The 22,116-nt window shown below is 74.0% G+C and carries 25 protein-coding genes; 13 read left to right on the top strand and 12 right to left on the bottom strand.

The window, feature by feature from the left end; all coding sequences use genetic code 11:
* On the bottom strand, nt 1-453 hold a 453-nt coding region (locus tag C1I99_RS13660), incomplete at its 3' end, for a hypothetical protein (RefSeq protein ID WP_233512493.1).
* 152 nt (nt 454-605) lie between these two features.
* The gene (locus C1I99_RS13655; RefSeq protein ID WP_111134585.1) at nt 606-2,057 is read right to left on the bottom strand and encodes a glycoside hydrolase family 3 N-terminal domain-containing protein; all 1,452 of its coding nucleotides are present in this window, start codon (nt 2,055-2,057) and stop codon (nt 606-608) included.
* Between the two features lie 166 nt (nt 2,058-2,223).
* Between C1I99_RS13655 and C1I99_RS13650 the strand changes: the two genes are divergently transcribed.
* Nucleotides 2,224-3,396: an ROK family transcriptional regulator gene (locus C1I99_RS13650; protein ID WP_111134584.1), complete on the top strand. Its 1,173-nt coding sequence runs from the start codon at nt 2,224-2,226 to the stop codon at nt 3,394-3,396.
* Nucleotides 3,397-3,507: 111 nt separating this feature from the next.
* On the opposite strand, the gene C1I99_RS13645 is transcribed toward C1I99_RS13650, so the two are convergent.
* Together C1I99_RS13645 and C1I99_RS13640 are read right to left on the bottom strand one after the other, a co-directional pair.
* A complete protein-coding gene (locus C1I99_RS13645; protein WP_111134583.1) occupies nt 3,508-4,512 on the bottom strand; it encodes an ABC transporter permease subunit in 1,005 nt (334 codons plus the stop codon).
* Nucleotides 4,509-5,519 (bottom strand): ABC transporter ATP-binding protein, encoded by a 1,011-nt coding sequence (locus C1I99_RS13640; protein WP_111134582.1) that lies wholly within the window; start codon nt 5,517-5,519, stop codon nt 4,509-4,511. Before C1I99_RS13640 ends, C1I99_RS13645 begins: the two co-directional genes overlap by 4 nt.
* Nucleotides 5,520-5,651: 132 nt before the next feature.
* On the opposite strand from C1I99_RS13640, the gene C1I99_RS13635 reads away from it, so the two are divergent.
* Both C1I99_RS13635 and C1I99_RS13630 read left to right on the top strand, forming a co-directional pair.
* Nucleotides 5,652-6,494, top strand: coding sequence for an ABC transporter ATP-binding protein (locus tag C1I99_RS13635; protein WP_111134581.1), 843 nt, complete (start codon nt 5,652-5,654; stop codon nt 6,492-6,494).
* A gap of 12 nt (nt 6,495-6,506) precedes the next feature.
* On the top strand, nt 6,507-7,409 hold the full coding sequence (locus C1I99_RS13630; protein ID WP_111134580.1) for a ribokinase: 903 nt from the start codon (nt 6,507-6,509) through the stop codon (nt 7,407-7,409).
* Nucleotides 7,410-7,457: 48 nt separating this feature from the next.
* Here C1I99_RS13630 and ftrA read toward each other — a convergent pair whose 3' ends face one another.
* Nucleotides 7,458-8,435, bottom strand: a complete 978-nt coding sequence (gene ftrA / locus C1I99_RS13625; RefSeq protein ID WP_111134579.1) for a transcriptional regulator FtrA — start codon at nt 8,433-8,435, stop codon at nt 7,458-7,460.
* A gap of 71 nt (nt 8,436-8,506) precedes the next feature.
* Here ftrA and C1I99_RS13620 point away from each other — a divergent pair, with 71 nt between their 5' ends.
* Nucleotides 8,507-8,965 (top strand): rhodanese-like domain-containing protein, encoded by a 459-nt coding sequence (locus C1I99_RS13620; protein WP_111134578.1) that lies wholly within the window; start codon nt 8,507-8,509, stop codon nt 8,963-8,965.
* Nucleotides 8,966-9,033: 68 nt separating this feature from the next.
* Here C1I99_RS13620 and C1I99_RS13615 read toward each other — a convergent pair whose 3' ends face one another.
* From C1I99_RS13615 to C1I99_RS13605, 3 genes are all read right to left on the bottom strand, one after another.
* A complete protein-coding gene (locus C1I99_RS13615; RefSeq protein ID WP_111134577.1) occupies nt 9,034-9,804 on the bottom strand; it encodes a hypothetical protein in 771 nt (256 codons plus the stop codon).
* Nucleotides 9,805-9,905: 101 nt separating this feature from the next.
* Nucleotides 9,906-10,388, bottom strand: a complete 483-nt coding sequence (locus C1I99_RS13610; protein ID WP_111134576.1) for a DUF6232 family protein — start codon at nt 10,386-10,388, stop codon at nt 9,906-9,908.
* A gap of 479 nt (nt 10,389-10,867) precedes the next feature.
* Nucleotides 10,868-11,344 carry a DUF6232 family protein gene (locus tag C1I99_RS13605; protein ID WP_111134575.1) on the bottom strand — a complete coding sequence of 159 codons (477 nt, stop codon included), beginning with the start codon at nt 11,342-11,344 and terminating at the stop codon, nt 10,868-10,870.
* Nucleotides 11,345-11,441: 97 nt separating this feature from the next.
* On the opposite strand from C1I99_RS13605, the gene C1I99_RS13600 reads away from it, so the two are divergent.
* The 4 genes from C1I99_RS13600 to C1I99_RS13585 all read left to right on the top strand — a co-directional run bounded on the left by C1I99_RS13600 (nt 11,442) and on the right by C1I99_RS13585 (nt 15,890).
* The gene (locus C1I99_RS13600) at nt 11,442-12,215 is read left to right on the top strand and encodes an enoyl-CoA hydratase-related protein (protein WP_111134574.1); all 774 of its coding nucleotides are present in this window, start codon (nt 11,442-11,444) and stop codon (nt 12,213-12,215) included.
* A 103-nt stretch (nt 12,216-12,318) separates the two neighbouring features.
* Nucleotides 12,319-13,941, top strand: coding sequence for an acetolactate synthase (locus C1I99_RS13595; RefSeq protein WP_111134573.1), 1,623 nt, complete (start codon nt 12,319-12,321; stop codon nt 13,939-13,941).
* Nucleotides 13,942-14,109: 168 nt separating this feature from the next.
* Nucleotides 14,110-15,084 carry an ATP-binding cassette domain-containing protein gene (locus C1I99_RS13590; protein ID WP_111134572.1) on the top strand — a complete coding sequence of 325 codons (975 nt, stop codon included), beginning with the start codon at nt 14,110-14,112 and terminating at the stop codon, nt 15,082-15,084.
* A complete protein-coding gene (locus C1I99_RS13585) occupies nt 15,081-15,890 on the top strand; it encodes an ABC transporter permease (protein ID WP_111134571.1) in 810 nt (269 codons plus the stop codon). The genes C1I99_RS13590 and C1I99_RS13585 overlap by 4 nt, the downstream gene beginning before the upstream one ends.
* Before the next feature lie 24 nt (nt 15,891-15,914).
* Here the strand turns inward: C1I99_RS13585 and C1I99_RS13580 are convergent, their stop codons facing one another.
* From C1I99_RS13580 to C1I99_RS13570, 3 genes are read right to left on the bottom strand one after another with little or no spacing between them, the layout of a single operon-like run.
* Complete coding sequence (locus C1I99_RS13580; protein ID WP_111134570.1) at nt 15,915-16,334, bottom strand: PLD nuclease N-terminal domain-containing protein; 420 nt, start codon at nt 16,332-16,334, stop codon at nt 15,915-15,917.
* Nucleotides 16,335-16,361: 27 nt separating this feature from the next.
* A complete protein-coding gene (locus C1I99_RS13575) occupies nt 16,362-16,667 on the bottom strand; it encodes a DUF202 domain-containing protein (RefSeq protein WP_111134569.1) in 306 nt (101 codons plus the stop codon).
* A complete protein-coding gene (locus tag C1I99_RS13570; protein WP_111134568.1) occupies nt 16,664-17,059 on the bottom strand; it encodes a YidH family protein in 396 nt (131 codons plus the stop codon). Before C1I99_RS13570 ends, C1I99_RS13575 begins: the two co-directional genes overlap by 4 nt.
* 41 nt (nt 17,060-17,100) lie before the next feature.
* On the opposite strand from C1I99_RS13570, the gene C1I99_RS13565 reads away from it, so the two are divergent.
* Nucleotides 17,101-17,898, top strand: coding sequence for a GNAT family N-acetyltransferase (locus tag C1I99_RS13565; protein WP_111134567.1), 798 nt, complete (start codon nt 17,101-17,103; stop codon nt 17,896-17,898).
* A 2-nt stretch (nt 17,899-17,900) separates the two neighbouring features.
* A complete protein-coding gene (locus tag C1I99_RS13560; RefSeq protein ID WP_438941409.1) occupies nt 17,901-18,308 on the top strand; it encodes a hypothetical protein in 408 nt (135 codons plus the stop codon).
* Here the strand turns inward: C1I99_RS13560 and C1I99_RS13555 are convergent.
* Nucleotides 18,296-18,496 carry a hypothetical protein gene (locus C1I99_RS13555; protein WP_111134565.1) on the bottom strand — a complete coding sequence of 67 codons (201 nt, stop codon included), beginning with the start codon at nt 18,494-18,496 and terminating at the stop codon, nt 18,296-18,298. The two genes, C1I99_RS13560 and C1I99_RS13555, sit on opposite strands and share 13 nt — an antisense overlap.
* A 220-nt stretch (nt 18,497-18,716) precedes the next feature.
* Here C1I99_RS13555 and C1I99_RS13550 point away from each other — a divergent pair, with 220 nt between their 5' ends.
* From C1I99_RS13550 to C1I99_RS13535, 3 genes are all read left to right on the top strand, one after another.
* Nucleotides 18,717-19,496, top strand: a complete 780-nt coding sequence (locus tag C1I99_RS13550) for an electron transfer flavoprotein subunit beta/FixA family protein (RefSeq protein WP_111134564.1) — start codon at nt 18,717-18,719, stop codon at nt 19,494-19,496.
* Between the two features lie 14 nt (nt 19,497-19,510).
* Nucleotides 19,511-20,470, top strand: a complete 960-nt coding sequence (locus C1I99_RS13545) for an electron transfer flavoprotein subunit alpha/FixB family protein (RefSeq protein ID WP_111134563.1) — start codon at nt 19,511-19,513, stop codon at nt 20,468-20,470.
* 468 nt (nt 20,471-20,938) lie between these two features.
* Nucleotides 20,939-22,114: a cysteine desulfurase family protein gene (locus C1I99_RS13535; protein ID WP_111134562.1), complete on the top strand. Its 1,176-nt coding sequence runs from the start codon at nt 20,939-20,941 to the stop codon at nt 22,112-22,114.
* Nucleotides 22,115-22,116: the final 2 nt, after the last annotated feature.

The raw sequence follows: 22,116 nt of genomic DNA, 5'->3' as shown, positions 1-22,116 counted from the left end.
GCCCGCACAGGGCAGCACGAGCGGTCCCGCGGTGGGCGGGTACGGGCCGCGCGGGGCGGGCGGCGTGGCGAGCCGGCCGATCGGCGCGAGCGGCGGGTGGGTGGCGAGCTGGCGCAGCCGGCCCCGGCGGTAGCGGCCGAGGGCGAAGACGTTGAAGAAGTGCAGCGCGCCGAGCACCAGCAGCACCAGACCGATCTTCACCGAGAGCGCCTCCATCGCCCGGGCGGCGGACTCCACCGGCTCGGGATGCTGCATCGCCACCGTCACGTAGCCGAGATTGAGCAGGTAGAAGCCGACCACGAGCAGGCTGTTCACGGCCCGGGCCAGGCGTTCGTCGGCGAACACCTCCGCCAGGAAGACCTGCCCGTTGCGGGACAACGACCGTGCCACCCAGGCGGTCAGCGCGATGCTGACCGCCAGGTAGACGAGGTACATCCAGACCTTGATGTCCATCCCGACACCTTTCTTGAACGCGTTCAAGTCTTTCGCCGCTGAGCGTAGAGCAGTTCTTGAACACGTTCAAGTCAGGTCGCGCGGGTCAGCGGCGAGAGCAGGTACGAGCGCTGACCGGCCAGGGCCGTCCCGGCCGGAGACGGGCGCCGGACTCAGGTGGCCAGACCGAGCACCTCGGCCGCGGCCCGCCCGTTGGCGTGGCTCGCGCCGTACGTGGTGACGAAGGCGCGCACGCCGGCCGGCCGCCACTGCGCCGGCCACCCCATCTCGACCACCGTCACCGGATGCTCGGCGGCCAGCGCGGTCACCAGCTCGGGGCCGCCCGGGAGCCGGTGCAGGTGCCGGCCGACCAGCACGATGGGCCGGGCGCCGGCGAGCCGGCGCAGCGTCGCCGGTTTGGTCTCGGCGGCCACCACCCGCAGCTCCTCGACGTCGCCCAGGTGCGGTCCGAGGCCCCACGGCACCCGCCCCTCGGCGATGGTGGAGGCGGCGTGCAGCTGCACGACGAGGGGCCGGTCCAGACCGGTGAGCACGCCCTCCACCCGGACGGCGCGCCGCGCCGCGGCGTACCCCAGATCGGGAATGGCCGCCGACGTCCCGCCGGCGGCCCGGGTCCAGCCGGCGAGGGCGGCGGCGCGGCCGGCCGCCTCCTCCACCCGGCCCCGGTCCAGCCGGCCGTCGGCCAGTGCCGCGACGATCTCCGCGGCCACCCGCTCGACCAGCGCGGCGTCGACCCTGGCGCCGATGCAGAGCAGGTCGGCCCCGGCGGCGAGGGCCCGGACCGCGGCCGGGCCGACCCCGCCCGCGGCGACCGCGGCCCCCTTCATCTCCAGGGCGTCGGTGATCACGGCGCCGGTGAAGCGGTAGTCAGTGCGCAGCAGGTCCACCAGGACCGCCCGGCTGAACGTGGCCGGGCCGTCGCCGGTCAGCGCCGGCACCCGGATGTGCGCGGTCATCACCGCCCGCGCGCCCGCCGCGACGACCGCGGCGAACGGTGGCAGGTCCCGCTGGCGCAGCACGTCCACCGGCACGTCCACGGTGGGCAGCTCGTGGTGGGAGTCGGCGACCGTGGCGCCGTGCCCGGGGAAGTGCTTGGCGCAGGCCGCGACGCCGGCGGCCTGCAGGCCCGCCACCGCCGCGGCGGAGTGCGCGGCGACCCGGACCGGGTCGGCCCCGAACGAGCGGGTGCCGATGACCGGGTTCTCGTCGGCGGTGTTCACGTCCACGGTCGGGGCGAGGTTGACGGTGATGCCGAGGTCGGCCAGTTCGGTGCCGATGGCCTCGTAGACCCGCCGGGTCAGGGCGACGTCCCCGATCGCGCCGAGCGCGGCGTTGCCCGGATAGGGGCTGCCGGTGGCGTGGGCCAGCCGGGTGACGTCGCCGCCCTCCTCGTCGATCGCGATCAGCACGTCCGGCCGGCCGGCCCGCAACGCGGCCGTGCTCGCCGCCACCTGGGCCGCGTCGTGGATGTTGGTGCCGAACAGGGTGTGCCCGGCGAGCCCTTCGCCCACCAGGTCGACCGCCCAGTCGGGCGGGACCGGCCCCGGGTACGCGGCGAGCAGCGTGCCCAGCGCGAGCCGGCGAAGTCCTGGATCCAGCCCCACGTGATCTTCCCCTTTCGGTGCCCGGCGGCCCGGATGTCGTACCGGCGGCGGTTGGCGCGTACCGGGTCGGCCGAACGCCCCGGCGCCGGGTGGCCGATACGCTACGGCTACCCATTCGCAGGTGAATTTACAGTTAGCAAAGTTTACTAAAGCTAGAGGACGTGGCATGAGTTCGACCCGGCTGCCCGGCACCCCGCGCCTGTTGCGCGCGCTCAACGACCGCGCGGCGTTGGAGCTGCTGCTGGAGCAGGGGCCGCTGACCCGGGCCCGGCTCGGCGAGCTGACCGGGCTGTCCAAGGTCACCGCCTCCCAGCTGGTCGAGCGGCTGGAGGAGCGGGGGTTGGTCACCCGGGTCGGCGAGCAGGCCGGCGGGCGGGGGCCGAACGCCCAGCTCTACGCCGTCCGACCAGGCAGCGCCCACGTGGTCGGTGTGGACGTCGGCCCGGACCGGGTGGTGGCCGCCTGCGCGGACATCACCGGCGCGGTGATCGGCCGGGTCGAGCAGTCCACCCGGGACACCGACGACCCGGTCGGCGTGGTGCACAACGCGGTGGTCCAGGCGGCCAGCAGTGCCCAGGCGCAGCTGTCGAGCGTGCGGCGGATCGTGCTGGGCACCCCCGGCCTGGTCGACCCGGCCAGCGGCGACATCACCTTCGCCTTCAACCTGCCGCGCTGGCACAGCGGTCTGCTCGCCGCGCTCCGGGAGGACCTGCACACCCCGGTGGTCTTCGAGAACGACGTCAACCTGGCCGCCGTCGCCGAGGCGCAGTCCGGCGCGGCGCGTGGGGTGACGGACTTCGTGCTGGTCTGGGTGGGCGCCGGCGTCGGTCTGGCGATCATGCTGGGCGGGCGGCTGCACCACGGCAGCAGCGGCGCCGCCGGCGAGATCGGCTACCTGCCGGTACCCGGGGCGCCGATCCCGCGCGACGTGTCCCGCCGGGCCAAGCCCGCCTTCCAGCAGCTCGTCGGGGCGGACGCGATCCGCACGCTGGCCCGCGAGCACGGCTACCCCGACGACGCCGCCGGTGCGGTGCGGGCGGCGATCGCCGACGGCACGGCCGGCGGCCCGATGCTCGACGAGGTCGCCCGCCGGCTCGCGCTCGGGGTGGCGAGCACCTGTGTGGTGCTGGACCCTCCGCTGGTGGTGCTCGCCGGCGAGGTCGGTCAGGCCGGCGGGGCGGCGCTGGCCGAGCGGGTGCAGCACGAGGTCGCGGCGATCACCCTGGTCCGACCCCAGGTGGTGTCCACCGGGCTGACCGAGGAGCCGATCCTGCGGGGCGCGCTGCGCACCGCGCTGGACGCGGTGCGCGACGAGGTCTTCGGCTCCACCGTCGGCTGACCGGACCCGCGCCGGGGTGGTCCCGCAGCTGTCCGCCATACGTAGGAATTCTTCACCATTGGCTCGGGCGCTGCAAGGTCTTGCCGCGCCCGGGTCGAGTGTCGGTGCAGGTCACATGAGGTCGCGCCGGCGGAACACGGCGAAGGCCGCCACGGTCAACCCGCCGGAGAGCGTCAGCAGCACGGCCAGCGCCGGCTCCCAGGTCAACGTCCAGATGCCGTCGCAGAAGCCGTTCGCGCACAGATGCTCGTCCCAGAGTCGCAGCCGACCGGTCAGCCAGGCACCCACGTAGCTGGAGAGCATGTACTGGTCGGGCCGCCGCACGTCCAGGATCTCGAGCACCAGCCGGGCCCCAAGCTCCCAGACCACCGCGTACCCGGCGACCGCGCCGAGCGCCGCCGAGGTGTGCCGGCCCAGCGTGGCGATGGCGAAGCCGGTCGCCGTGGCCAGCAGCACCAGCAGCATGCCGCGCCCCCAGATGGCGCCCAGCGACCGCCAGAACTCGGTGTCCAGCCGCCCGGCCTGACCGGCGACCTGGCCGATGAACCAGAACGTGGCGAGGTACGCCGCCGAGGCGAGCACCGACAGCAGCGCCACCCCGCCCAACAGGGTGCCCAGCTTGACCCCGAGCACCGTCAGCCGGCGCGGGCGCCACAGCAGCAGGTTGACCACCCCGCCGGAGTTCAGGTCGGCGCCGATGTACGAGGCGCCGACCAGGAACCCGAAGAGCACCAGGAAGGCGATGAGGAAGTAGAGCAGCGGCCGGGCCTCCACGGCGAAGGTGAAGACCCCGAACAGGAAGTCGGCGGCCACCGGCAGCCGTTCCATCTGACCCGGGTCGAGCGGGGCGCAGTCCTCGGGGTAGTACGCCTCGGCCTCGGCCTCCGGCAGGACGCCCCGTTCCCGGGCCACACACCGCTGGTACGTCTCCTCCAGCTGCCGCCGCTGCTCGGCGGCCTGCATCTGGGCGTCCGCCAGCTCCGCCGGTGTCGGGCGGTGCGAACCGGCCAACGTGGTCGCCGCGGTGACGCCGAACGCCAGCACCAGCAGAACGAGCATCAGCTGTACGAAGCGGCGGGCGCCCAGCCGCTCCAGCTCGGCACGGACCAGGTTCACGCGTCCACTCCCTCGGCGTCCAGGTCGATCATCGCGGTCCGCGGCCCGCGGTCGGGCAGCACGGAGTCGTCCACCTGCCGGGGCAGCGTCGGGTGCGTCGACGTGCCGGTCAGCTCCAGGAAGACACTCTCCAGATCCGGCCGCAGCGGGCTCAGCTCACCGACCCATAGGCCCTGCTCGCCCAGCGTGCGGCTGATCCTCGTCGGATCGTCCACGTCGCTCACCACCAGGTGGTCGTCGTGCCCGGTGACCGTCAGCCCCGCCTCGCCCAGCAGCTGCGCCGCCCGCGCCGGGTCGCCCACCCGGACCAGGAACTCGTGCCGGTCGAAGCCGGCGAGCACCTCGTCCACCCGACCGGCCGCCACCCGGCGACCGCGCGAGATGATCGTGACGTGGTCGCAGATCAGTTGGATCTCGGCGAGGATGTGACTGGACACCAGGACGGTCACCCCGGCCGCGGCCAGCGACCGCATCAGATCCCGCATCTCCCGGATGCCGCCCGGGTCCAACCCGTTCGCCGGCTCGTCGAGGATCAGCAGCTCCGGGTCCTTGAGCAGCGCCGAGGCCACCGCCAGGCGTTGCTTCATGCCCAGCGAGTAGCCCTTGACCCGTTCGCGGCCCCGGTCGCGCAGGCCCACCTGCTCCAGCACCGCGTCCACCCGGGTCGTCGGCACGCCGCCGGCGCGGGCCAGCAGGCGCAGGGTGCGGTGGGCGGTGAAGTTGCCGAAGAACTGCGGACTCTCCACGATCGCCCCGACCCGTCCGGCCACCCGGGGCAGATGGTCGGGCGAGCGCTCGCCGAGCACCGTCATCCGGCCGTCGTCGGCCCGCACCAGCCCGAGCAGGGCGCGCAGGGTGGTGGTCTTGCCCGAACCGTTCGGGCCGAGGAAGCCGTGGATCTGCCCGGCCTCCACGAGCAGGTCGAACCCGTCGACCGCGACCCGGCGCCCGTGCCGGAGGGTGTGGAAGGTCTTGCGCAGACCCTCGATCTCGATGACCGCGCTCATCCGCGCGGCTCCGCGTTCCGACCTGGCATGGACCGTCCTTCGGGTGTGGTGACCAACGACACGGCGCCCCACCCTATGGCCGGGGCGCCGCCCGTGGGGGGCGCCCCCCGTGCTGCGTGATTGGATGGTCGGGTGACTGGTGACCTGATCCCCGGCGCCGCTGGCGCCGCAGCCGCACCCCCGCCCGTGGACGCGGATCTGGTGGTCAGCCTCGACGGCGTGGGCGTACGCCGGTCCGGCACGGCGCTGCTGCACGACGTGCACTGGCGGGTCGAGCTGGACGAGCGCTGGGTGGTGCTCGGGCCGAACGGGGCCGGCAAGACCACCCTGCTGAACCTCGCTGCCGGTCGTCTGCACCCCACCACCGGCACCGCGTCCGTGCTCGGTGAGCGGATCGGCCGCACCGACGTCACCGAGCTGCGCACCCGCATCGGGCTCTCCACCGCCGCGCTGGCCGAACGGCTGCCGGCCGACGAGCGGGTCAGCGACGTGGTTGTCACGGCGGCCTGGTCGGTGGTCGGCCGCTGGCGGGAGAGCTACGACCGCAGCGACGAGGCCCGCGCCCGCGCGCTGCTCGGCCAGCTCGGCATCGGCGGCCTCGCCGACCGCACGTACGGCACCCTGTCCGAGGGGGAGCGCAAGCGGGTGCAGATCGCCCGCGCCCTGATGACCGATCCAGAACTGCTGCTGCTCGACGAGCCGGCCGCGGGGCTCGACCTGGGCGGGCGGGAGGACCTGGTCGCCCGGCTGGCCGAGCTGGCCCTCGACCCGGACGCCCCGGCGCTGGTGCTGGTCACCCACCATGTGGAGGAGATCCCGCCCGGATTCACCCACGCGCTGCTGCTGCGTGAGGGCGGCGTGGTGGCTCAGGGTCTGCTGCGCGACACACTCACCGGGGACAACCTCTCCAAGACCTTCGGGCTGCCGCTGGTGGTCGAGCGCTTCGGCGACCGGTACACCGCCCGCGCCGCCTGATCGGTGACGCGGGTGGGTGCGGGGCAGACCCGGGTCGTCGTGCTCGGCAGCGCCAACATGGACCTGGTGGCCACCGCCCCGGCCCTGCCGCGGCCGGGAGAGACCATGCTCGGCACCGACTTCGTCATGGTGCCCGGCGGCAAGGGCGCCAACCAGGCGATCGCAGCCGCCCGGGCCGGCGCCTCCTGCGCCTTCCTCGGCGCGATCGGCTCCGACTCGTTCGGGGTCACCCTGCGCGCCCGGATCACCGCCGCCGGCGTCGACACCGGCCAGCTCCGGGTGGCGTACGGCACCTCCGGGGTGGCGCTGGTGATGGTCAACGCCGAGGGCGAGAACGCGATCTTGGTGAGCCCCGGTGCGAACGCCTCGATGACCGACCTCACCGAGCCGGAGCTGGCTACGGTACGCGCGGCCGACGTGCTGGTGGCGCAGCTGGAGATCCCCGCCGACACGGTCACCGCGGCGGCGGTCGCCGCCCGGGCGGTCGGCACTCGGGTGGTGCTCAACGCCGCGCCCGCGCGGTCGGTGCCGGCCGAGCTGCTGGCGGCGACGGACCTGCTGGTGGTCAACGAGAACGAGGCGCTGGCGCTGACCGGCCGGGGCCGGGAGCAGCCGCACGCCCTGCTGGAGCTGGCGCCGCGGGCGGTGCTCACGCTCGGCGGGCAGGGCGCCTGGTACGGCGACCGGGACGGGACCGCGGTGCACGTCCCGGCGGTCAAGGTCGACGTGGTGGACACGACCGCTGCCGGGGACGCGTTCACCGCCGCGCTGGCCGTCGCCTGGGGCGAGGGCCGGGACCTGGTCGACGCGGTGCGCTGGGCGGCCGCCGCCGGGGCCGCCTGCGCCCGCCGGCTCGGCGCGTCGGTGGCGCTGCCCCGGCGGGCCGAGATCGACGAACTCTACGTGCCGACCTGACGCCCGTCGCGACTCCCGATCCGCGTGCGGAGCGCGTCGCCGCCCGGCCTACGACCGGGTGGCGCCGGTGCGGAAGGCCCGGCGGTACGCCGACGGCGAGGTGCGCATCGCCCGGCCGAAGTGGTGCCGGTAGGTGACCGGGGAGTCGAACCCGACCGCCGCGGCGATCTCCTCGACTTGGAGGTCGGTGGTCTCCAGCAGCGCCAGGCTGGCCCGTACCCGCTGGTCGACCAGCCAGCGGATCGGGCTGGTTCCGGTGGCCCGGGCGAAGTGCCGCAGGTAGGTGCGCGGCGACATGTGTGCCTGCCGGGCCAGCCGGGCCACGGTGACCGGCTCGGCCAGGTGCGCCAGCGCCCACGCGATGCTGCCGCCAATCCGGTCGTCGGCCGGGTCGACGGTCACCGGCGCCTCGATGAACTGGGCCTGGCCGCCGTCGCGGTGCGGCGGGATGACCAGCCGGCGGGCCACCGCGTTGGCGATCGCCGCGCCGTGGTCGCGGCGTACCACGTGCACGCAGAGGTCCAGGCCGGCGGCGCTGCCGGCGCTGGTGAGCAGGTCGCCGTCGTCGAGGTAGAGCACGTCGGGGTCGACCTTTACCCGGGGATACCGGCCGGCCAGCAGGTCCGCGTACCGCCAGTGGGTGGTGGCGCGGCGGCCGTCGAGCAGCCCGGCTCCGGCGAGCGCGAACGCCCCCGAGCAGATGGACATGATCCGGGCGCCGGCCCGGTGGGCCCGGCGCAGCGCGGCGACCATCTCGGGTGAGGGGTCGGCGGTGACGTCGGGAACCCCGGGGACGATCACTGTCGCGGCGGCGGCCAGCGCGTCCAACCCGTACGGCGTGTGTAGCTGGGCGCCGCCCACCACGGGCACCGGCCCGGGCCGCTCCGCGCAGACGGTCAGCTCGTACCAGGGCACGTCGAACTCGGGCCGGGGCAGCCCGAACACCTCGGTGACGATGCCGGTCTCGAAGACCGACATGCCCGGGTACGCGAGCACGGCGACGCTGCGGTCGGCTCGTCGCGACATGGCGGGATGTTAGCGGAGGACGTCGGTCTCGCCACTCGTCCCGGTGTTCGACGCGGCCGAGGATCGACGGCATGACGCAGACCTTCGCCGTGCCGGCCGCCGCCCCGGCCATCGCCACCGCCCACTTCCTCGCCCGGCTGAGCGTCGAGACCGACGTCAGCGACGTGCACGCCGACCTGACCGCCGGGGTGTCCGGGCTGGTGGTGGTCGACTCGCGCGGCGCCGCCGCCTGGGACCAGGGGCACCTGCCGGGTGCGCTGCATCTGCCGACGGCCCAGATCGCCGCCCGCGCCGCCGACCTGGTGCCGGCCGGCTCGCCGGTGGTGACCTACTGCTGGGGCCCCGGCTGCAACGGTGCCACCCGGGCCGCGCTGGAGTTCGCCCGGCTCGGGCACCCGGTCAAGGAGATGCTCGGCGGCTACGAGTACTGGGTCCGGGAAGGGCTACCGGTGGTCACCGCGGCTGGGCTGACCCGACGCCCGGCCGACGAGCTGACCGCGCCCCGCACCTCGGTCACCTGCGACTGCTGAACCGACTGCCCCGACGCCGCCGGGACCGGCCGCGAGCGGTCCACGCCGTACGGACGGCGCGAACGTCCTCACTCGGCGGGGTCGTCGGCGAGCTTCTCGCCGCGCCGGCGGAGCATGCCGAGGCCGGGGATGCCGGCGACGGCGAGCTTGAGGTCCCGGGTCACGTCGAGCAGGTCGTGCAGGTCCGGTCCGACCCGGTCCAGGGTGGCGAGGATCGGCAGGATGTCGGCGGTCAGGTGCTGCCTGAGTTTGGGCAGCTCATCGATGAGCCGGATCGCCGCGGTCACCTCCTCGTGGCTGAGCTGCTCCACGAAGCGGTTCGCCATCGGCGCGGCCCGGCGCAGCGCCGGCTCGTACGCCGCCAGCAGCTCGGCCGCGGTGGCTGCGGCCTCGGCCGCGTCGCCGATCGTGCCTGCCGCCCGCCCGGCGACCGAGTCGGCCTCGGCGACCACCGCGCCGGCCGTCCGCGCCACCTTCTCCGCCTCGCCGACCACCACCGCCGCGGCCGCCGACACCTGCTCGGCCTCGCCGACCACCGCGGCCGCCGCGGCGGCCACCCCGGTGGCGTTCTCGACCGCGGTGGTCGCGGCCGCGCTGATCACCGCCACCTCGCGGACCGCGGCGTCGGCGTCGGTGAGCACCCGGTCGGTGCGGTCGAGGGTCTGCTCGATCCGGTCGACCACCCCGTTGATCCGCGCCAGCAGCGCCTCCACCCCGTCGAGCACCGCGAAGGCACGGGCGGGCACGGCGGCGAACGAGGCCGCCGAACCGAGGGCCTGGTCGAGGGCGGAGCGGGTGAGGCCGACGACCGCGGTGGGCCGGGGAAGGGGAATCGCCATGGCACCAAGTGTGCGTCGCCCGCGCCCGCGACGCCGGACGCCGCCGGCACCGGTGACGCCCCCGGACGCACCGGCCTCCCGGCCGGCCCCCGGTGGCGGGGTCACCGGTGGTCGCCCTGCTGTTCGACGGCGCGCTGCACGGCCCGGTAGATCTGCCCGAACCGCAACGCGTCCGGGGTGCGCAGCAGCAGTAGTTCTCGGCCGTGGTGCTGCACCCACAGCTCGTGCACCCTGCTGCCGCGCTCGTAGGAGCGGTCCAGCCAGCCGAGCGGGATCTCCAGGAACGGGGTCAGGGCCAGCGCGCCGACCGCGCAGCCGGCGACGATGACCAGTGCCAACTGCCACTCGCCGTGGTCCTGCGCCGACCAGGCCAACGAGAGTACGCAGACCACCGCGACCAGCGGGGGCAGTGAGAGGAGCAGGACCAGGACGCCCCGGCCCAGCACCCGACCCCGGACCGCCGCCGTGGTCCTACCGCGCGCATGCCAGACGTACGTCACCTCGGCGATCGCGACGCGGTGGCCACCCGCCCGAATCGACTCCGAGGTCACCTGCACCGCGTCGTCCCGGTAATAGAGCGTCATCACTAAGCCTAAGCACCCGCCGGCAACCGGGTGTCCCGTCGCGCGTTGCTCGGCGGTCGGGATCACCGGCGGCCGTGCCGCGCGGTGCGGTGGACGCGGCGCGAGTCTCGCCGTGTGTGCGGTGCGGTGGACGCGGCGCGAGCCTGGCCGTGCGAGAGGGGCACGCCGCGCCCTGTCGAGCTGCCCCGTCCATTCGCCCGCCCGCAGGCTGGCCCGGCACGACGGCCACTGCCCGTCCCTGCGCCCGTCTTGGTGCCGACCGGGGCGGGGGCCGCTGCCGTCCCCTGCCCCGTCTGTGCGGGCAGCTCGACAGGGCCGGAAGGGTTTTGTCGGGGACCTTCGTCCCGTGGCGGCGGACGCGCCGCTCGGTCAGGCGTCGCACACCTGATGCGTCCCGGTTGCTCGCGGCCGGGCTGTGCCGGGCGGGCGGCACTGTTGAGGGCGGGCGGAGGCCGGCACCGAGCGGTCGAGGTGGACCGTCAGCGGCGGCGGGGCGGCACCGGCCGGCCCGCTTCCACGGCCCGCTGCACGGCCCGGTAGATCTGCCCGAAGCGCAGCGCGTCGCCGGTGCGTAGCAGCCGCACCGGCTGGCCGCGCCAGCGGGCCCAGATCTCCAACTGCCGGCTGCCCCGGGCGTACGAGCGGTCCAGGTGCTCGAAGAGGTAGTCGGCGAGCGGGCCGACGGCGAGGCCGACCAGCACCGAGGCGCCGACGATGGCGACCGTGACGGTGGGGGAGCGGCCCAGCCACGCCGCCAGCGCGATGCCGAGGGCGGCGGCGACCAGCGGGCCGGCCAGCGCGGCGCCGATCGCGCCCCGCCCGGCGAGGACCCGCCAGGAGCGGCTGCCCCGCCGGTGCCACACCATGCTGATCTCGGCCAGCGGGAAGGACCGGCCGTCCACCCGCACGGCGGCGGAGGTGACCTGCACCGACCTGTCGTCGTAGTACGTGACCATGGTGGGACTCCCGTGGGGGCTGACACCAGACTACTTACCCCAACGAGCTGGGCCGTAAGGTTGGCACGCGACTTCGACGAGGAAGTGAGGGTGCGGCGTGGGCGAGTTCGTGCGGCTGGAGACCAAGGACGGGATCGGCACCATCCGGCTGGAGCGGCCGCCGATGAACGCGCTCAACACCCAGGTGCAGGAGGAGTTGCGTGCCGCCGCGGCCGCGGCCACCGCCGACCCGGGCGTCCGTGCGGTCATCGTGTACGGCGGGGAGAAGGTCTTCGCCGCCGGCGCGGACATCAAGGAGATGGCCGACATGTCCTACGTGGACATGTCGGGGCGGGCGGCCGACCTGTCCAGCGCGCTGGGCGCGATCGCCCGGATCCCCAAGCCGGTCGTCGCCGCGATCACCGGGTACGCGCTCGGCGGCGGCTGCGAGCTGGCCCTCGCCTGCGACTGGCGGGTGGTGGCCGAGGACGCGAAGCTCGGCCAGCCGGAGATCAAGCTCGGCATCATCCCCGGTGCCGGCGGCACCCAGCGGCTGGGCCGCCTGGTCGGCCCGGCCCGCGCCAAGGATCTGATCATGTCCGGCCGGATGGTGGACGCCCAGGAGGCGCTGCGGATCGGACTGGCCGACCGGATCGCCCCGGCCGCCAAGGTGTACGACACCGCGGTCGAGCTGGTCCGTCCGTACCTCACCGGGCCGGTGCAGGCCCTGCGGGCGGCGAAGCTGGCCGTCGACGGCGGCCTCGACATGGACCTGAACTCCGGCCTGGCCTGGGAGAGCCAGCTCTTCGCCGCGCTCTTCGCCACGGACGACCGGCGCGAGGGCATGGCCGCCTTCGTCGAGAAGCGCAAGCCGGACTTCACCGGACGCTGACACCGGCCCCAGGCCGGCGTCGACACCGACCCGAGGACGGTTCACATCTCGCCTACCGGCCAGTAGCGTGTGACTCCGGTCATGCGGACACCAAGGAGCGGCGATGACGGAGCGGATCGAAGGTCACGGCGGAGAGCTCGCCCTCGCGGCGCTGCGCGCGTACGGGGTGCGGGAGATGTTCACGCTCTCCGGCGGGCACGTCTTCCCGATCTACGACGCCGCGCACAAGACCGACTTCCCGATCTACGACGTCCGGCACGAGCAGTCGGCGGTCTTCGCCGCCGAGGCGGTGGCGAAGCTGCAGCGCCGGCCCGGCCTGGCCGTACTCACCGCCGGCCCCGGCGTCACCAACGGCATCTCCGGGCTGACCAGCGCCTACTTCAACGCCTCTCCGGTGCTGGTGCTGGGCGGGCGGGCCCCGCAGTTCCGCTGGGGCTCGGGCAGCCTCCAGGAGATGGACCACCTGCCCCTGGTCGCGCCCGTCACCAAGCACGCCGAGACGGTGTTCAGCACCGACGACATCCCCCGTGCGGTGACCGCCGCGCTGACGGCGGCGCTCACCCCGCACCGCGGCCCGGTCTTCCTCGACTTCCCGCTCGAGGCGGTCTTCTCCGTCTCCGACGCCGAACTGCCCGCGCCGCCCGGCATCGCGCCGATCGAGCCCGACCCCGACGAGGTGACGAGGGCGGCGGCCCTGATCGCCAGCGCCGCCCGTCCGGTGATCATCGCCGGCTCCGACGTCTACGCCGGGGACGCGGTCGACGCCCTGCGGGCCGCCGCCGAGGCGTTGCAGGTCCCGGTCTTCACCAACGGCATGGGCCGCGGCGCGCTGCCCCCGGAGCACCCGCTCGCCTTCGCCAAGGCCCGGCGCGTCGCGCTGAAGGGCGCCGACGTGGTCGTGGTGGTCGGCACCCCGCTGGACTTCCGGCTCAGCTTCGGTGACTTCGGCGACGCGAAGGTGGTGCACGTGGTGGACGCGCCGAGCCACCGGGCCGGGCACGTCCAGCCGGCCGCCGCCCCCGCCGGCGACCTGCGGCTGATCCTCACCGCCTTCGCCGAGCACCACGGCGACCGCGCCGACCACACCGACTGGATCGCCGGGCTGCGCACCGCCGAGGACGCCGCGAAGGCCCGCGACGCCGAGGAGATGGCCGCCGAGACCGACCCGATCCGCCCCGCGCGGATCTACGGCGAGCTGCACAAGGTCCTCGACCGGGACGCGATCACCATCGGCGACGGCGGTGACTTCGTCTCGTACGCCGGCCGCTACCTGGAGCCGGCGCAGCCCGGCACCTGGCTCGACCCCGGCCCGTACGGCTGCCTTGGCACCGGCATGGGCTACGCGATGGGGGCCCGGGTCAGCCACCCCGACCGGCAAATCTGCGTGCTGATGGGCGACGGCGCCGCCGGTTTCTCGCTGATGGACGTGGAGTCCCTGGCCCGGCAGCGGTTGCCGGTGGTGATCGTGGTCGGCAACAACGGCATCTGGGGGCTGGAGAAGCACCCGATGCGCGCCATGTACGGCTACGACGTGGCCGCCGACCTGCAGCCCGAGCTGCGCTACGACCAGGTGGTCAGCGCCCTCGGCGGCGCCGGGGAGACCGTGGCGAAGGCCGCTGACCTGGAGCCGGCCCTGCGGCGGGCGTTCGACGCCGGGGTGCCGTACCTGGTCAACGTGCTCACCGACCCGACCGACGCGTACCCCCGCTCGTCGAACCTCGCCTGAGCCGCACCCGCCGCCGTCGCCGACACGCCCGGTGGCGGCGGCCCGGGTTGTCCTGCTGGCTAAATCAGCGGACTGTCAGCGCCTGCCGTCGTAACGTCAGCGCCGGATCGTCGGAATGTCAGTGCCGTCGGTCAGGGTGGGTGACCAGTGATGACGACAGGAGTTGCGATGGACTACGCGATCCGCGCGGAGGGCCTGGTACGCCGATTCGGCGCCACCACCGCCCTCGCCGGAGTTGACCTGGCGGTTCCCACCGGAACGGTGTTCGGCCTGCTCGGGCCGAACGGGGCGGGCAAGACCACGACGGTGCGGGTGCTGGCCACCCTGCTGCGGGCCGATGAGGGGCAGGCCACCGTCGCCGGGTTCGACGTCGTGCGCGACGCCCACCGGGTGCGCCAGCTGATCGGTCTGACCGGCCAGTACGCCTCGGTCGACGAGACGCTCACCGGCGCCGAGAACCTGCTGCTCATCGGCCGGCTGCTCGGGCTGTCCCGGGGCGACGCCAAGGCCCGGGCCCGGCAGTTGCTCGCCGACTTCCACCTCACCGACGCCGCCGACCGGGCCGCCAAGACCTACTCCGGCGGCATGCGCCGCCGGCTGGACCTCGCCGCGAGCCTGGTCGGCCGGCCGCACGTGCTCTTCCTCGACGAACCGACCACCGGCCTCGACCCGCGCAGCCGCAACGAGCTGTGGGACATCGTGCGCCGCCTGGTCTCCGACGGGGTGACCGTGCTGCTCACCACGCAGTACCTGGAGGAGGCCGACCAGCTCGCCAGCGAGATCGCGGTGGTCGACCACGGTCGGGTGATCGCGCAGGGCACGCCGGAGGAGCTGAAGGCCAAGACCGGCGGTCAGGTACTGACCGTCCGCCCGGCGGACGCCGCCGATCTGGCCACCGTGGTGAGCATCGCCAGTGAGGTGGCTCACGCGACCCCCGAGGTGGCGCAGACCACCGTCACCGTGCCGGTGAACGGCCCGGGCGTGCTGCCCGCCGTGGTGCGCCGCCTCGACACCGCCGACATCCAGGTCGCCGAGCTGGCGCTGCGCGGCTCCAGCCTGGACGAGGTGTTCCTCTCGCTGACCGGCCACCGCGCCGACGCCGACGCCCCGCAGGGGGCCGACCTGGAAGGGACCCGGGCATGACCGCCGCCACCCTGTCCGCACCGCTCGCGCCGCCCCGCCGACTCGGGCCGACCGCCGGGGTGCGGCACACCCTCACGCTCGCCTGGCGGAGCCTGGTGCAGATCAAGCACAACCCGATGGAGCTGCTCGACCTCAGCATCCAGCCGGTGATGTTCGTGCTGCTCTTCACGTACGTCTTCGGCGGCGCGATCGCCGGCTCGCCCGGTGAGTACCTCACCTTCGCGTTGCCCGGCATCATCGTGCAGAACGCCTTCTTCGCCACCATGACCACCGGCTTCGGGCTCAACAACGACCTGACCAAGGGGGTCTTCGACCGGCTGCGGTCGCTGCCGATCGCGCGCTGGGCCCCGCTGGCCGGGCGGATCCTCGCCGACACGGTGAAGCAGGCCTGGTCGGTGGCGCTGCTGGTCGGGGTCGGGATGATCCTCGGCTTCCGGCTGGCGGACGGCGTTCTCGGCCTGCTCGGGGCGTTCGCGCTGCTGCTCGCGTTCTCACTGGCCGCGTCGTGGATCTCGGTGCTGGTCGGGGTGCTGGTCGGCGAGCCGGAGAAGGTGCAGATCTTCGGCTTCATGGTGATCTTCCCGCTGACCTTCACCAGCAACGCGTTCGTGCCGACCGAGACCATGCCGGGCTGGTTGCAGGCCTGGGTCGAGGTCAACCCGGTGACCATCCTCGCCGACGCGCTGCGCGGGCTGCTGGTCGGCGGGCCGGTCGCCGCGCCGGTGGTGCAGTCGCTGCTCTGGGCGGGTGTCCTCGCCGCGATCTTCGCGCCGCTGGCGGTACGGGGCCTCAAGCGCCGGGTGTGATCCGCGACGACGGCGCCGGGCCGCTCAGACCTCCGGGCGGTCCTCCTCGCGCGGCGGCTCGCCCTCGCGGCGGCGCAGGTCGTCCTCGCGGCGGCGCAGGTCCTCTTCCCAGCGGCGGAAGAGCTCCTGGTCCTGCTGCCGGGAGCCGTCCTCGATCGAACGGAGGAACTCCGGGTCGTCGTCCGGGGCGACCGGGCGGCGCCGTTCCCGGGTCGACGGGATCCGGCCCGGGAACGGGCTCCCGGCGGGTCGGCCGACCGCCCGCTCGCGGCCGGCGACGAACCAGGCGATCGAGCCGAGCAGCGGGAAGAACAGGATGATCAGCACCCAGGCGATCCGGGGGAGGGCCTTGATCTCGCCCTCCTCGGCGGAGAGGCAGCTGATCAGCGCGCAGACGCCGAGGACGATCTGCACCACGAAGAGGAGGACGTACAGCCGGGCCATGCGTCAATGATGACGCAACGGCTCACCTCACCACAGCCCGCGTACGACCAGCAGCGCGCCGAGCGCCGCGAACCCCGCGGTGGCCAGCGCGACCAGCGGCAGTGAGCGCCCGCCGCTGGCGATGGGGCGGGTGCCGGAGGCCCGCCGCCAGCACACCGCCAGCGCCGCGCCCCACCCGAGGACGGCGACCCCGGCGAGCACCGCGCCGACCGCGTCGCCGGTGACCGCGAGCCGGACCGTCAGCACCATGATCACGGTCAGCGCCAGCGCGGTGCGCCGCCAGGCCAGCCGGGTGCGTTCGGGTTGCAGACCCGGATCCCGCCCGCCGCTCACCGACCGCCGCCGACCGCCCGGGCCAGCACCGCGGCCACCAGCAGCAGCGCGCCGAGGCCGACGGCGAGGGCGAGCACGGCCGGGAACCGGGAGACGGGCAGCTCCTCGCCGAGCCGGATGGCCCGCTCGGTACGCGCCCAGTGGTCGACGGCCCGCACGGCGACGGCTCCGCCGAGCAGCAGCAGCGCGACGGCGATCACCTCGCGCAGGTGCCGCAGCGGCAGCGGCGGGAGGAACTGGGCGGCGGCGAGCCCCCCGGCGACCAGTGCCAGCCCGGTGCGCAGCCAGGCCAGGAAGGTGCGTTCGTTGGCCAGCGAGAAGCGGTAGTCCGGAGTGCTGCCGACCGACCGCAGCTCGCGCGGGTCGAACCACCTCCTGATCGCCTGCCACACGTCGCCGATTATCCGCTGTACCGCCCGCCTAGCCTGGACTGATGACCGATCTTGATGCGATCACGCTGCGGAACGCGTACGACAACCAGCTCCGGCCGGAGGTCCCCGACCCGGTGCCGGCCGGGGTGACGGTCGAGCGGGACGGCCCGCTGGTCCGGATCCTCGGGCTGGACCAGCGCGGCTTCCTCACCTACCGCGACCTGGGCGGGCTGGCCGGTGCGGAGCTGGACGCGCTGATCGCCCGGCAGGTGGAGCTGTTCCGGCGGCGGGGTGAGGCGGTGGAGTGGAAGCTCGCCGGCCACGATGAACCGGCCGACCTGGCCGACCGGCTGCGCGCCGCCGGTTTCGTGCCGGCGGAGCGGGAGACCGTGGTGGTCGGCCCGGTCGCGCCGCTGGCGGCCGCGCTCCCGGTCGTCCCCGAGGGGGTACGCCTGCGTGAGGTGACCGCCCGGGCGGACCTGGAGCGGATCGCCGCGATGGAGGAGGCGGTCTGGAACGCCGACCGCAGCCACCTGGTCACCGGGCTGGAGAAGGAGATCGCCGCCGACCCGCAGTCGATCACGGTGGTGGTGGCGGAGGCGGGCGACGAGGTGGTGAGCGCGGGCTGGGTCCGCTACGCGGCGAACACCGGTTTCGCCTCGCTCTGGGGCGGCTCGACCCTGCCGGGCTGGCGGCGGAAGGGCATCTACCGGGCGCTGGTCACCTACCGGGCCCGGCTTGCCGAGCAGCGCGGGCGCAGCCTGCTCCAGGTGGACGCCTCGGAGGACAGCCGGCCCATCCTCCAGCGGCTCGGCTTCGTCCCGGTCACCACCACCACTCCGTACGTCTACACTCCGTGATCATGGAGCAGCGGTTGACGGCCGAGGAGCAACTGACCCTCAAGACCGGCGCGTTCGGCGCGGTCTTCCTGGTGGCCAACGCCGACCCGGGCGTGCTGGCCCTGGTCAAGGAGAGCTTCGCCGCCTCCGGTGCGATGGCCGACAGCGCCGGGGTGGTGAAGGAGGCGCTGACCAGCGGTCCGCTGCCGAACCTGCGCCACGACTCGGCGTTGGAGATCGAGTCCGTGGTGTTGCCGGCGCTGGGCCGGGCGGTCGGGATCCTGCGCGAGAAGTCCCCCGCGGACGTGGCGACCTACCGGGAGGTGGTGCTCGGCGCGGCCGAACGGGTGGCCCTGGCCGACCAGGGGATGGCACCGGCGGAGGCGGCGATGATCGAACGGATCCGCGGGGCGCTGGATCAGCCGGCCTGAGTGGGCCGGCCGGGGCGGCTGGCCGCGGGGGAGTCCGGGTGCCGGGCCGGCGACCAGAGCGCCCGGACGGTGGCCCGGACGCAGCGGTCGCGCAGCCGGCCGCAGGCGCAGCGGTACGCGTGCACCGGTAGCCGCCGGCACGGCTGCTGCCGCGGATCCGCACGATCGGCAGCGGCGAATCCTGACATGTCGTAATACCTCCCTAATGGGGAGATTACCCGGCCCCGTGACTCTCGGTGAGCTGTGTCACTCTGGGGTCGCCGAGAGCGGAAGCTACTTGCGGGTAACATTGCGTCGTGGGCAACCGCACAGCAGCCCGCGGTTGACCGGGCGTCAACGGACGCGCGAGGCTGCGCCCCAGACCGGGCGAGCGATCGCAACACCAAACAGGAGGGTCGTCGAAGCGCGATGAACATCGTCGTACTCGTCAAGCAGGTGCCCGACTCGGGCGCGGACCGCAACCTGCGCACTGACGACAACACCGTCGACCGCGGTTCGGCGAACAACGTCATCAACGAGATGGACGAGTACGCCATCGAAGAGGCGTTGAAGATCAAGGAGGCGCACGGCGGTGAGGTCACCATCCTGACCATGGGTCCGGACCGGGCGACCGAGTCGATCCGCAAGGCGCTGTCGATGGGCCCGGACAAGGCGGTGCACGTGGTGGACGACGCCCTGCACGGGTCGTGCGCCGTGGCCACCTCGAAGGTGCTCGCCGCCGCGCTCGGGCAGCTCAACGCGGACCTGGTGATCTGCGGCGCCGAGTCGACCGACGGCCGCGTCCAGGTCATGCCGCACATGATCGCCGAGCGGCTGGGCGTCGCGGCGCTGACCGGCGCCCGCAAGCTCACCGTCGACGGCGCCACGCTGACCGTCGAGCGGCAGACCGAGGAGGGCTACGAGGTGGTCACCGCCTCGACCCCGGCCGTGGTCTCCGTCTGGGACACCATCAACGAGCCGCGCTACCCGTCCTTCAAGGGCATCATGGCCGCCAAGAAGAAGCCGGTGCAGACGCTCTCCCTGGGCGACCTCGGCGTCGCCCCGACCGAGGTGGGCTTCGATGGCGCGACCAGCGCCGTGCTGGAGCACACCAAGCGCCCGCCGCGCTCCGGCGGCGCCAAGATCACTGACGAGGGCGACGGCGGCGTCAAGCTGGTCGAGTTCCTCGCCACCGAGAAGTTCGTGTGAGAGCAGGTCTGGACATGTCTGAGGTTCTCGTCGTCGTCGAAGCCACCCGGGAGTTCGGCGTCAAGAAGGTCACCCTGGAGATGCTCACCCTCGCCCGCGAGCTGGGCACGCCCAGCGCCGTGGTGCTCGGCGGCGCCGGCGCCGCCGAGGCGCTGAGCGGAAAGCTGGGCGAGTACGGCGCGGAGAAGATCTACGCGGCCGAGGGCGAGGAGATCGACGGCTACCTGGTGGCCCCCAAGGCCACCGTGCTGGCCGAACTGGTCAACCGGGTGCAGCCGGCTGCCGTGCTGCTCGCCTCCGCCCAGGAGGGCAAGGAAATCGCCGCCCGCCTGGCCGTCAAGCTGGACAACGGCATCCTGACCGACGTGGTCGCCCTGGACGCCGACGGCACCGCCACCCAGGTGGCCTTCGCCGGCTCCACCATCGTCAAGTCCAAGGTCACCCGCGGCCTGCCGCTGGTCACCCTCCGCCCCAACTCGATCAACCCGACGCCGGCCCCGGCCACCCCGGCGGTCGAGCGGCTCACCGTGTCGGCCACTGACACCGACAAGCTCGCCAGGGTGGTCGACCGGGTTGCGGAGCAGAAGGGCTCCCGGCCGGAGCTGACCGAGGCCTCGGTCGTCGTCTCCGGCGGCCGGGGGGTCGGCAACGCCGACAACTTCAAGCTGGTCGAGGAGCTGGCCGACCTGCTCGGGGGTGCCGTGGGCGCCTCCCGGGCCGCCGTCGACTCCGGCTTCTACCCGCACCAGTTCCAGGTGGGCCAGACCGGCAAGACGGTCTCCCCGCAGCTCTACGTCGCGCTCGGCATCTCCGGTGCCATCCAGCACCGGGCCGGCATGCAGACCTCGAAGACCATCGTCGCGGTCAACAAGGACGCCGAGGCGCCCATCTTCGAGCTGGCCGACTTCGGCGTGGTGGGCGACCTGTTCAAGGTGGTCCCGCAGGCCGCCGAGGAGATCCGCAAGCGCAAGTGACCGGCCGGGCTTCGCCTCGCGGCGAGCCCCCCCCCGCACCCTGACGCCGAGGAAGAGCGGACACTCTTCCTCGGCGTCTGTGCGTCCCGGTGCCTCCGGTGCGGCGGAGGAAGGGGAGCTGATCGGCGGGCCGGGGAGCTGAGCCGGCCCGCCGATCAGCCCGTCAGGGTGCCCCTCAGCGAGCTTTCGCCGCTGCGGGCGGTGTTGCTGCCGTACGCCTCGGCGGAGACGTCGACAACCGAGTATGCCTGAAGGTCGGCATCCGGTGGCAACGCGGCAACTCGTCCGGCTGGTCGGCGGACCCGCTGACCGAACAGCGACGTGGTCCGCGGCTTGACGAGCCGGACCCTCGTAGTACCCCCGGACGCCCGGGAGATTCGCCACGGACGGGGCACCCCTGCCGCCGGCGTCCGCCAGTCGGTCTCCGGCCTCCGGCCGGTCCGGTGCCGCTCGTTAGGCTGAGCAGTGATGGCATACCTGGATCATGCGGCGACCACTCCGATGCTCGACGAGGCACTGGAGGCGTACGTCGCCATCGCCCGCGAGGTCGGCAACGCGTCCTCGCTGCACGCGGCGGGCCGCCGTGCCCGCCGGCGGGTGGAGGAGTCGCGGGAGCGGGTGGCCGCCGCGCTCGGTGCCCGCCCCTCCGAGGTGATCTTCACAGGCGGGGGGACCGAGAGCGACAACCTCGCGGTCAAGGGCATCTTCTGGGCCCGCCGGAAAGCCGACGCCCGGCGCGCCCGGGTGGTCTCCAGCTCGGTCGAGCACCACGCGGTGCTCGACGCCGTGGACTGGCTGGCCGCACACGAGGGCGCCGAGGTGGGGTGGCTCTCCGTCGACGCCACCGGCCGGCTCAGCCCCGACGAGCTGCGCGCCGAGCTGGCCGCGCACGCCGACCGGGTGGCCGTGGTCACCGCGATGTGGGCCAACAACGAGGTGGGCACCGTACAGCCGGTGGCCGAGCTGGCCGCGGTCGCCGTCGAGCACGGGGTGCCGTTCCACACCGACGCGATCCAGGCGGTCGGGCAGGTCCCGGTGGACTTCTCCGCCAGCGGGGTCACCGCGCTGACCGTGACCGGGCACAAGCTCGGCGGCCCGGTCGGGGTGGGCGCACTGCTGCTCGCCCGCGACGTAGCGGCGATCCCGTTGCTGCACGGCGGCGGCCAGGAACGCGACGTCCGCTCCGGCACCCTGGACGCCGCCGGCATCGTCGCCTTCGCGGTGGCCGTGGAGGCGGCGGTCAAGGGCCAGCAGGAGTACGCGGCCCGGGTCGCCGCGCTCCGCGACGACCTGGTCGAGCGGGTCCGGCACGCGGTGCCCGAGGTGGTCTACAACGGCGACCCCACCGACCGGCTGCCGGGCAACGCGCACTTCTCCTTCCCCGGCTGCGAGGGCGACGCGCTGCTGCTCCTGCTCGACGCCCAGGGCATCGCCTGCTCGACCGGCTCGGCCTGCTCGGCGGGGGTGGCCCAGCCGTCGCACGTGCTGCTGGCCATGGGCGCCGACGACGACCGGGCCCGCTCGTCGCTGCGGTTCACCCTCGGCCACACCAGCACCCCGGCCGACGTCGACGCCCTCGTCGCCGCCCTGCCCGCGGCCGTCGACCGCGCCCGCCGTGCCGCCTCCTTCCGCACCCCCCGCTAACC

This window comes from Micromonospora deserti (genome assembly GCF_003236335.1).
GTDB classification, from domain to species: Bacteria; Actinomycetota; Actinomycetes; order Mycobacteriales; family Micromonosporaceae; genus Micromonospora; species Micromonospora deserti.
This window is presented reverse-complemented; position numbering and strand designations above follow the sequence as displayed.

Bases quoted from the DNA above. Each gene is read 5' to 3' on its own strand.
- C1I99_RS13650 (WP_111134584.1), top strand. From the start codon at position 2,224: ATGAGTTCGACCCGGCTGCCCGGCACCCCGCGCCTGTTGCGCGCGCTC.
- C1I99_RS13640 (WP_111134582.1), bottom strand. From the start codon at position 5,519: ATGAGCGCGGTCATCGAGATCGAGGGTCTGCGCAAGACCTTCCACACC.
- ftrA (WP_111134579.1), bottom strand. From the start codon at position 8,435: ATGTCGCGACGAGCCGACCGCAGCGTCGCCGTGCTCGCGTACCCGGGC.
- C1I99_RS13620 (WP_111134578.1), top strand. From the start codon at position 8,507: ATGACGCAGACCTTCGCCGTGCCGGCCGCCGCCCCGGCCATCGCCACC.
- C1I99_RS13615 (WP_111134577.1), bottom strand. From the start codon at position 9,804: ATGGCGATTCCCCTTCCCCGGCCCACCGCGGTCGTCGGCCTCACCCGC.
- C1I99_RS13610 (WP_111134576.1), bottom strand. From the start codon at position 10,388: ATGACGCTCTATTACCGGGACGACGCGGTGCAGGTGACCTCGGAGTCG.
- C1I99_RS13605 (WP_111134575.1), bottom strand. From the start codon at position 11,344: ATGGTCACGTACTACGACGACAGGTCGGTGCAGGTCACCTCCGCCGCC.
- C1I99_RS13595 (WP_111134573.1), top strand. From the start codon at position 12,319: ATGACGGAGCGGATCGAAGGTCACGGCGGAGAGCTCGCCCTCGCGGCG.
- C1I99_RS13590 (WP_111134572.1), top strand. From the start codon at position 14,110: ATGGACTACGCGATCCGCGCGGAGGGCCTGGTACGCCGATTCGGCGCC.
- C1I99_RS13585 (WP_111134571.1), top strand. From the start codon at position 15,081: ATGACCGCCGCCACCCTGTCCGCACCGCTCGCGCCGCCCCGCCGACTC.
- C1I99_RS13580 (WP_111134570.1), bottom strand. From the start codon at position 16,334: ATGGCCCGGCTGTACGTCCTCCTCTTCGTGGTGCAGATCGTCCTCGGC.
- C1I99_RS13565 (WP_111134567.1), top strand. From the start codon at position 17,101: ATGACCGATCTTGATGCGATCACGCTGCGGAACGCGTACGACAACCAG.
- C1I99_RS13560 (WP_438941409.1), top strand. From the start codon at position 17,901: ATGGAGCAGCGGTTGACGGCCGAGGAGCAACTGACCCTCAAGACCGGC.
- C1I99_RS13555 (WP_111134565.1), bottom strand. From the start codon at position 18,496: ATGTCAGGATTCGCCGCTGCCGATCGTGCGGATCCGCGGCAGCAGCCG.
- C1I99_RS13550 (WP_111134564.1), top strand. From the start codon at position 18,717: ATGAACATCGTCGTACTCGTCAAGCAGGTGCCCGACTCGGGCGCGGAC.
- C1I99_RS13545 (WP_111134563.1), top strand. From the start codon at position 19,511: ATGTCTGAGGTTCTCGTCGTCGTCGAAGCCACCCGGGAGTTCGGCGTC.
- C1I99_RS13535 (WP_111134562.1), top strand. From the start codon at position 20,939: ATGGCATACCTGGATCATGCGGCGACCACTCCGATGCTCGACGAGGCA.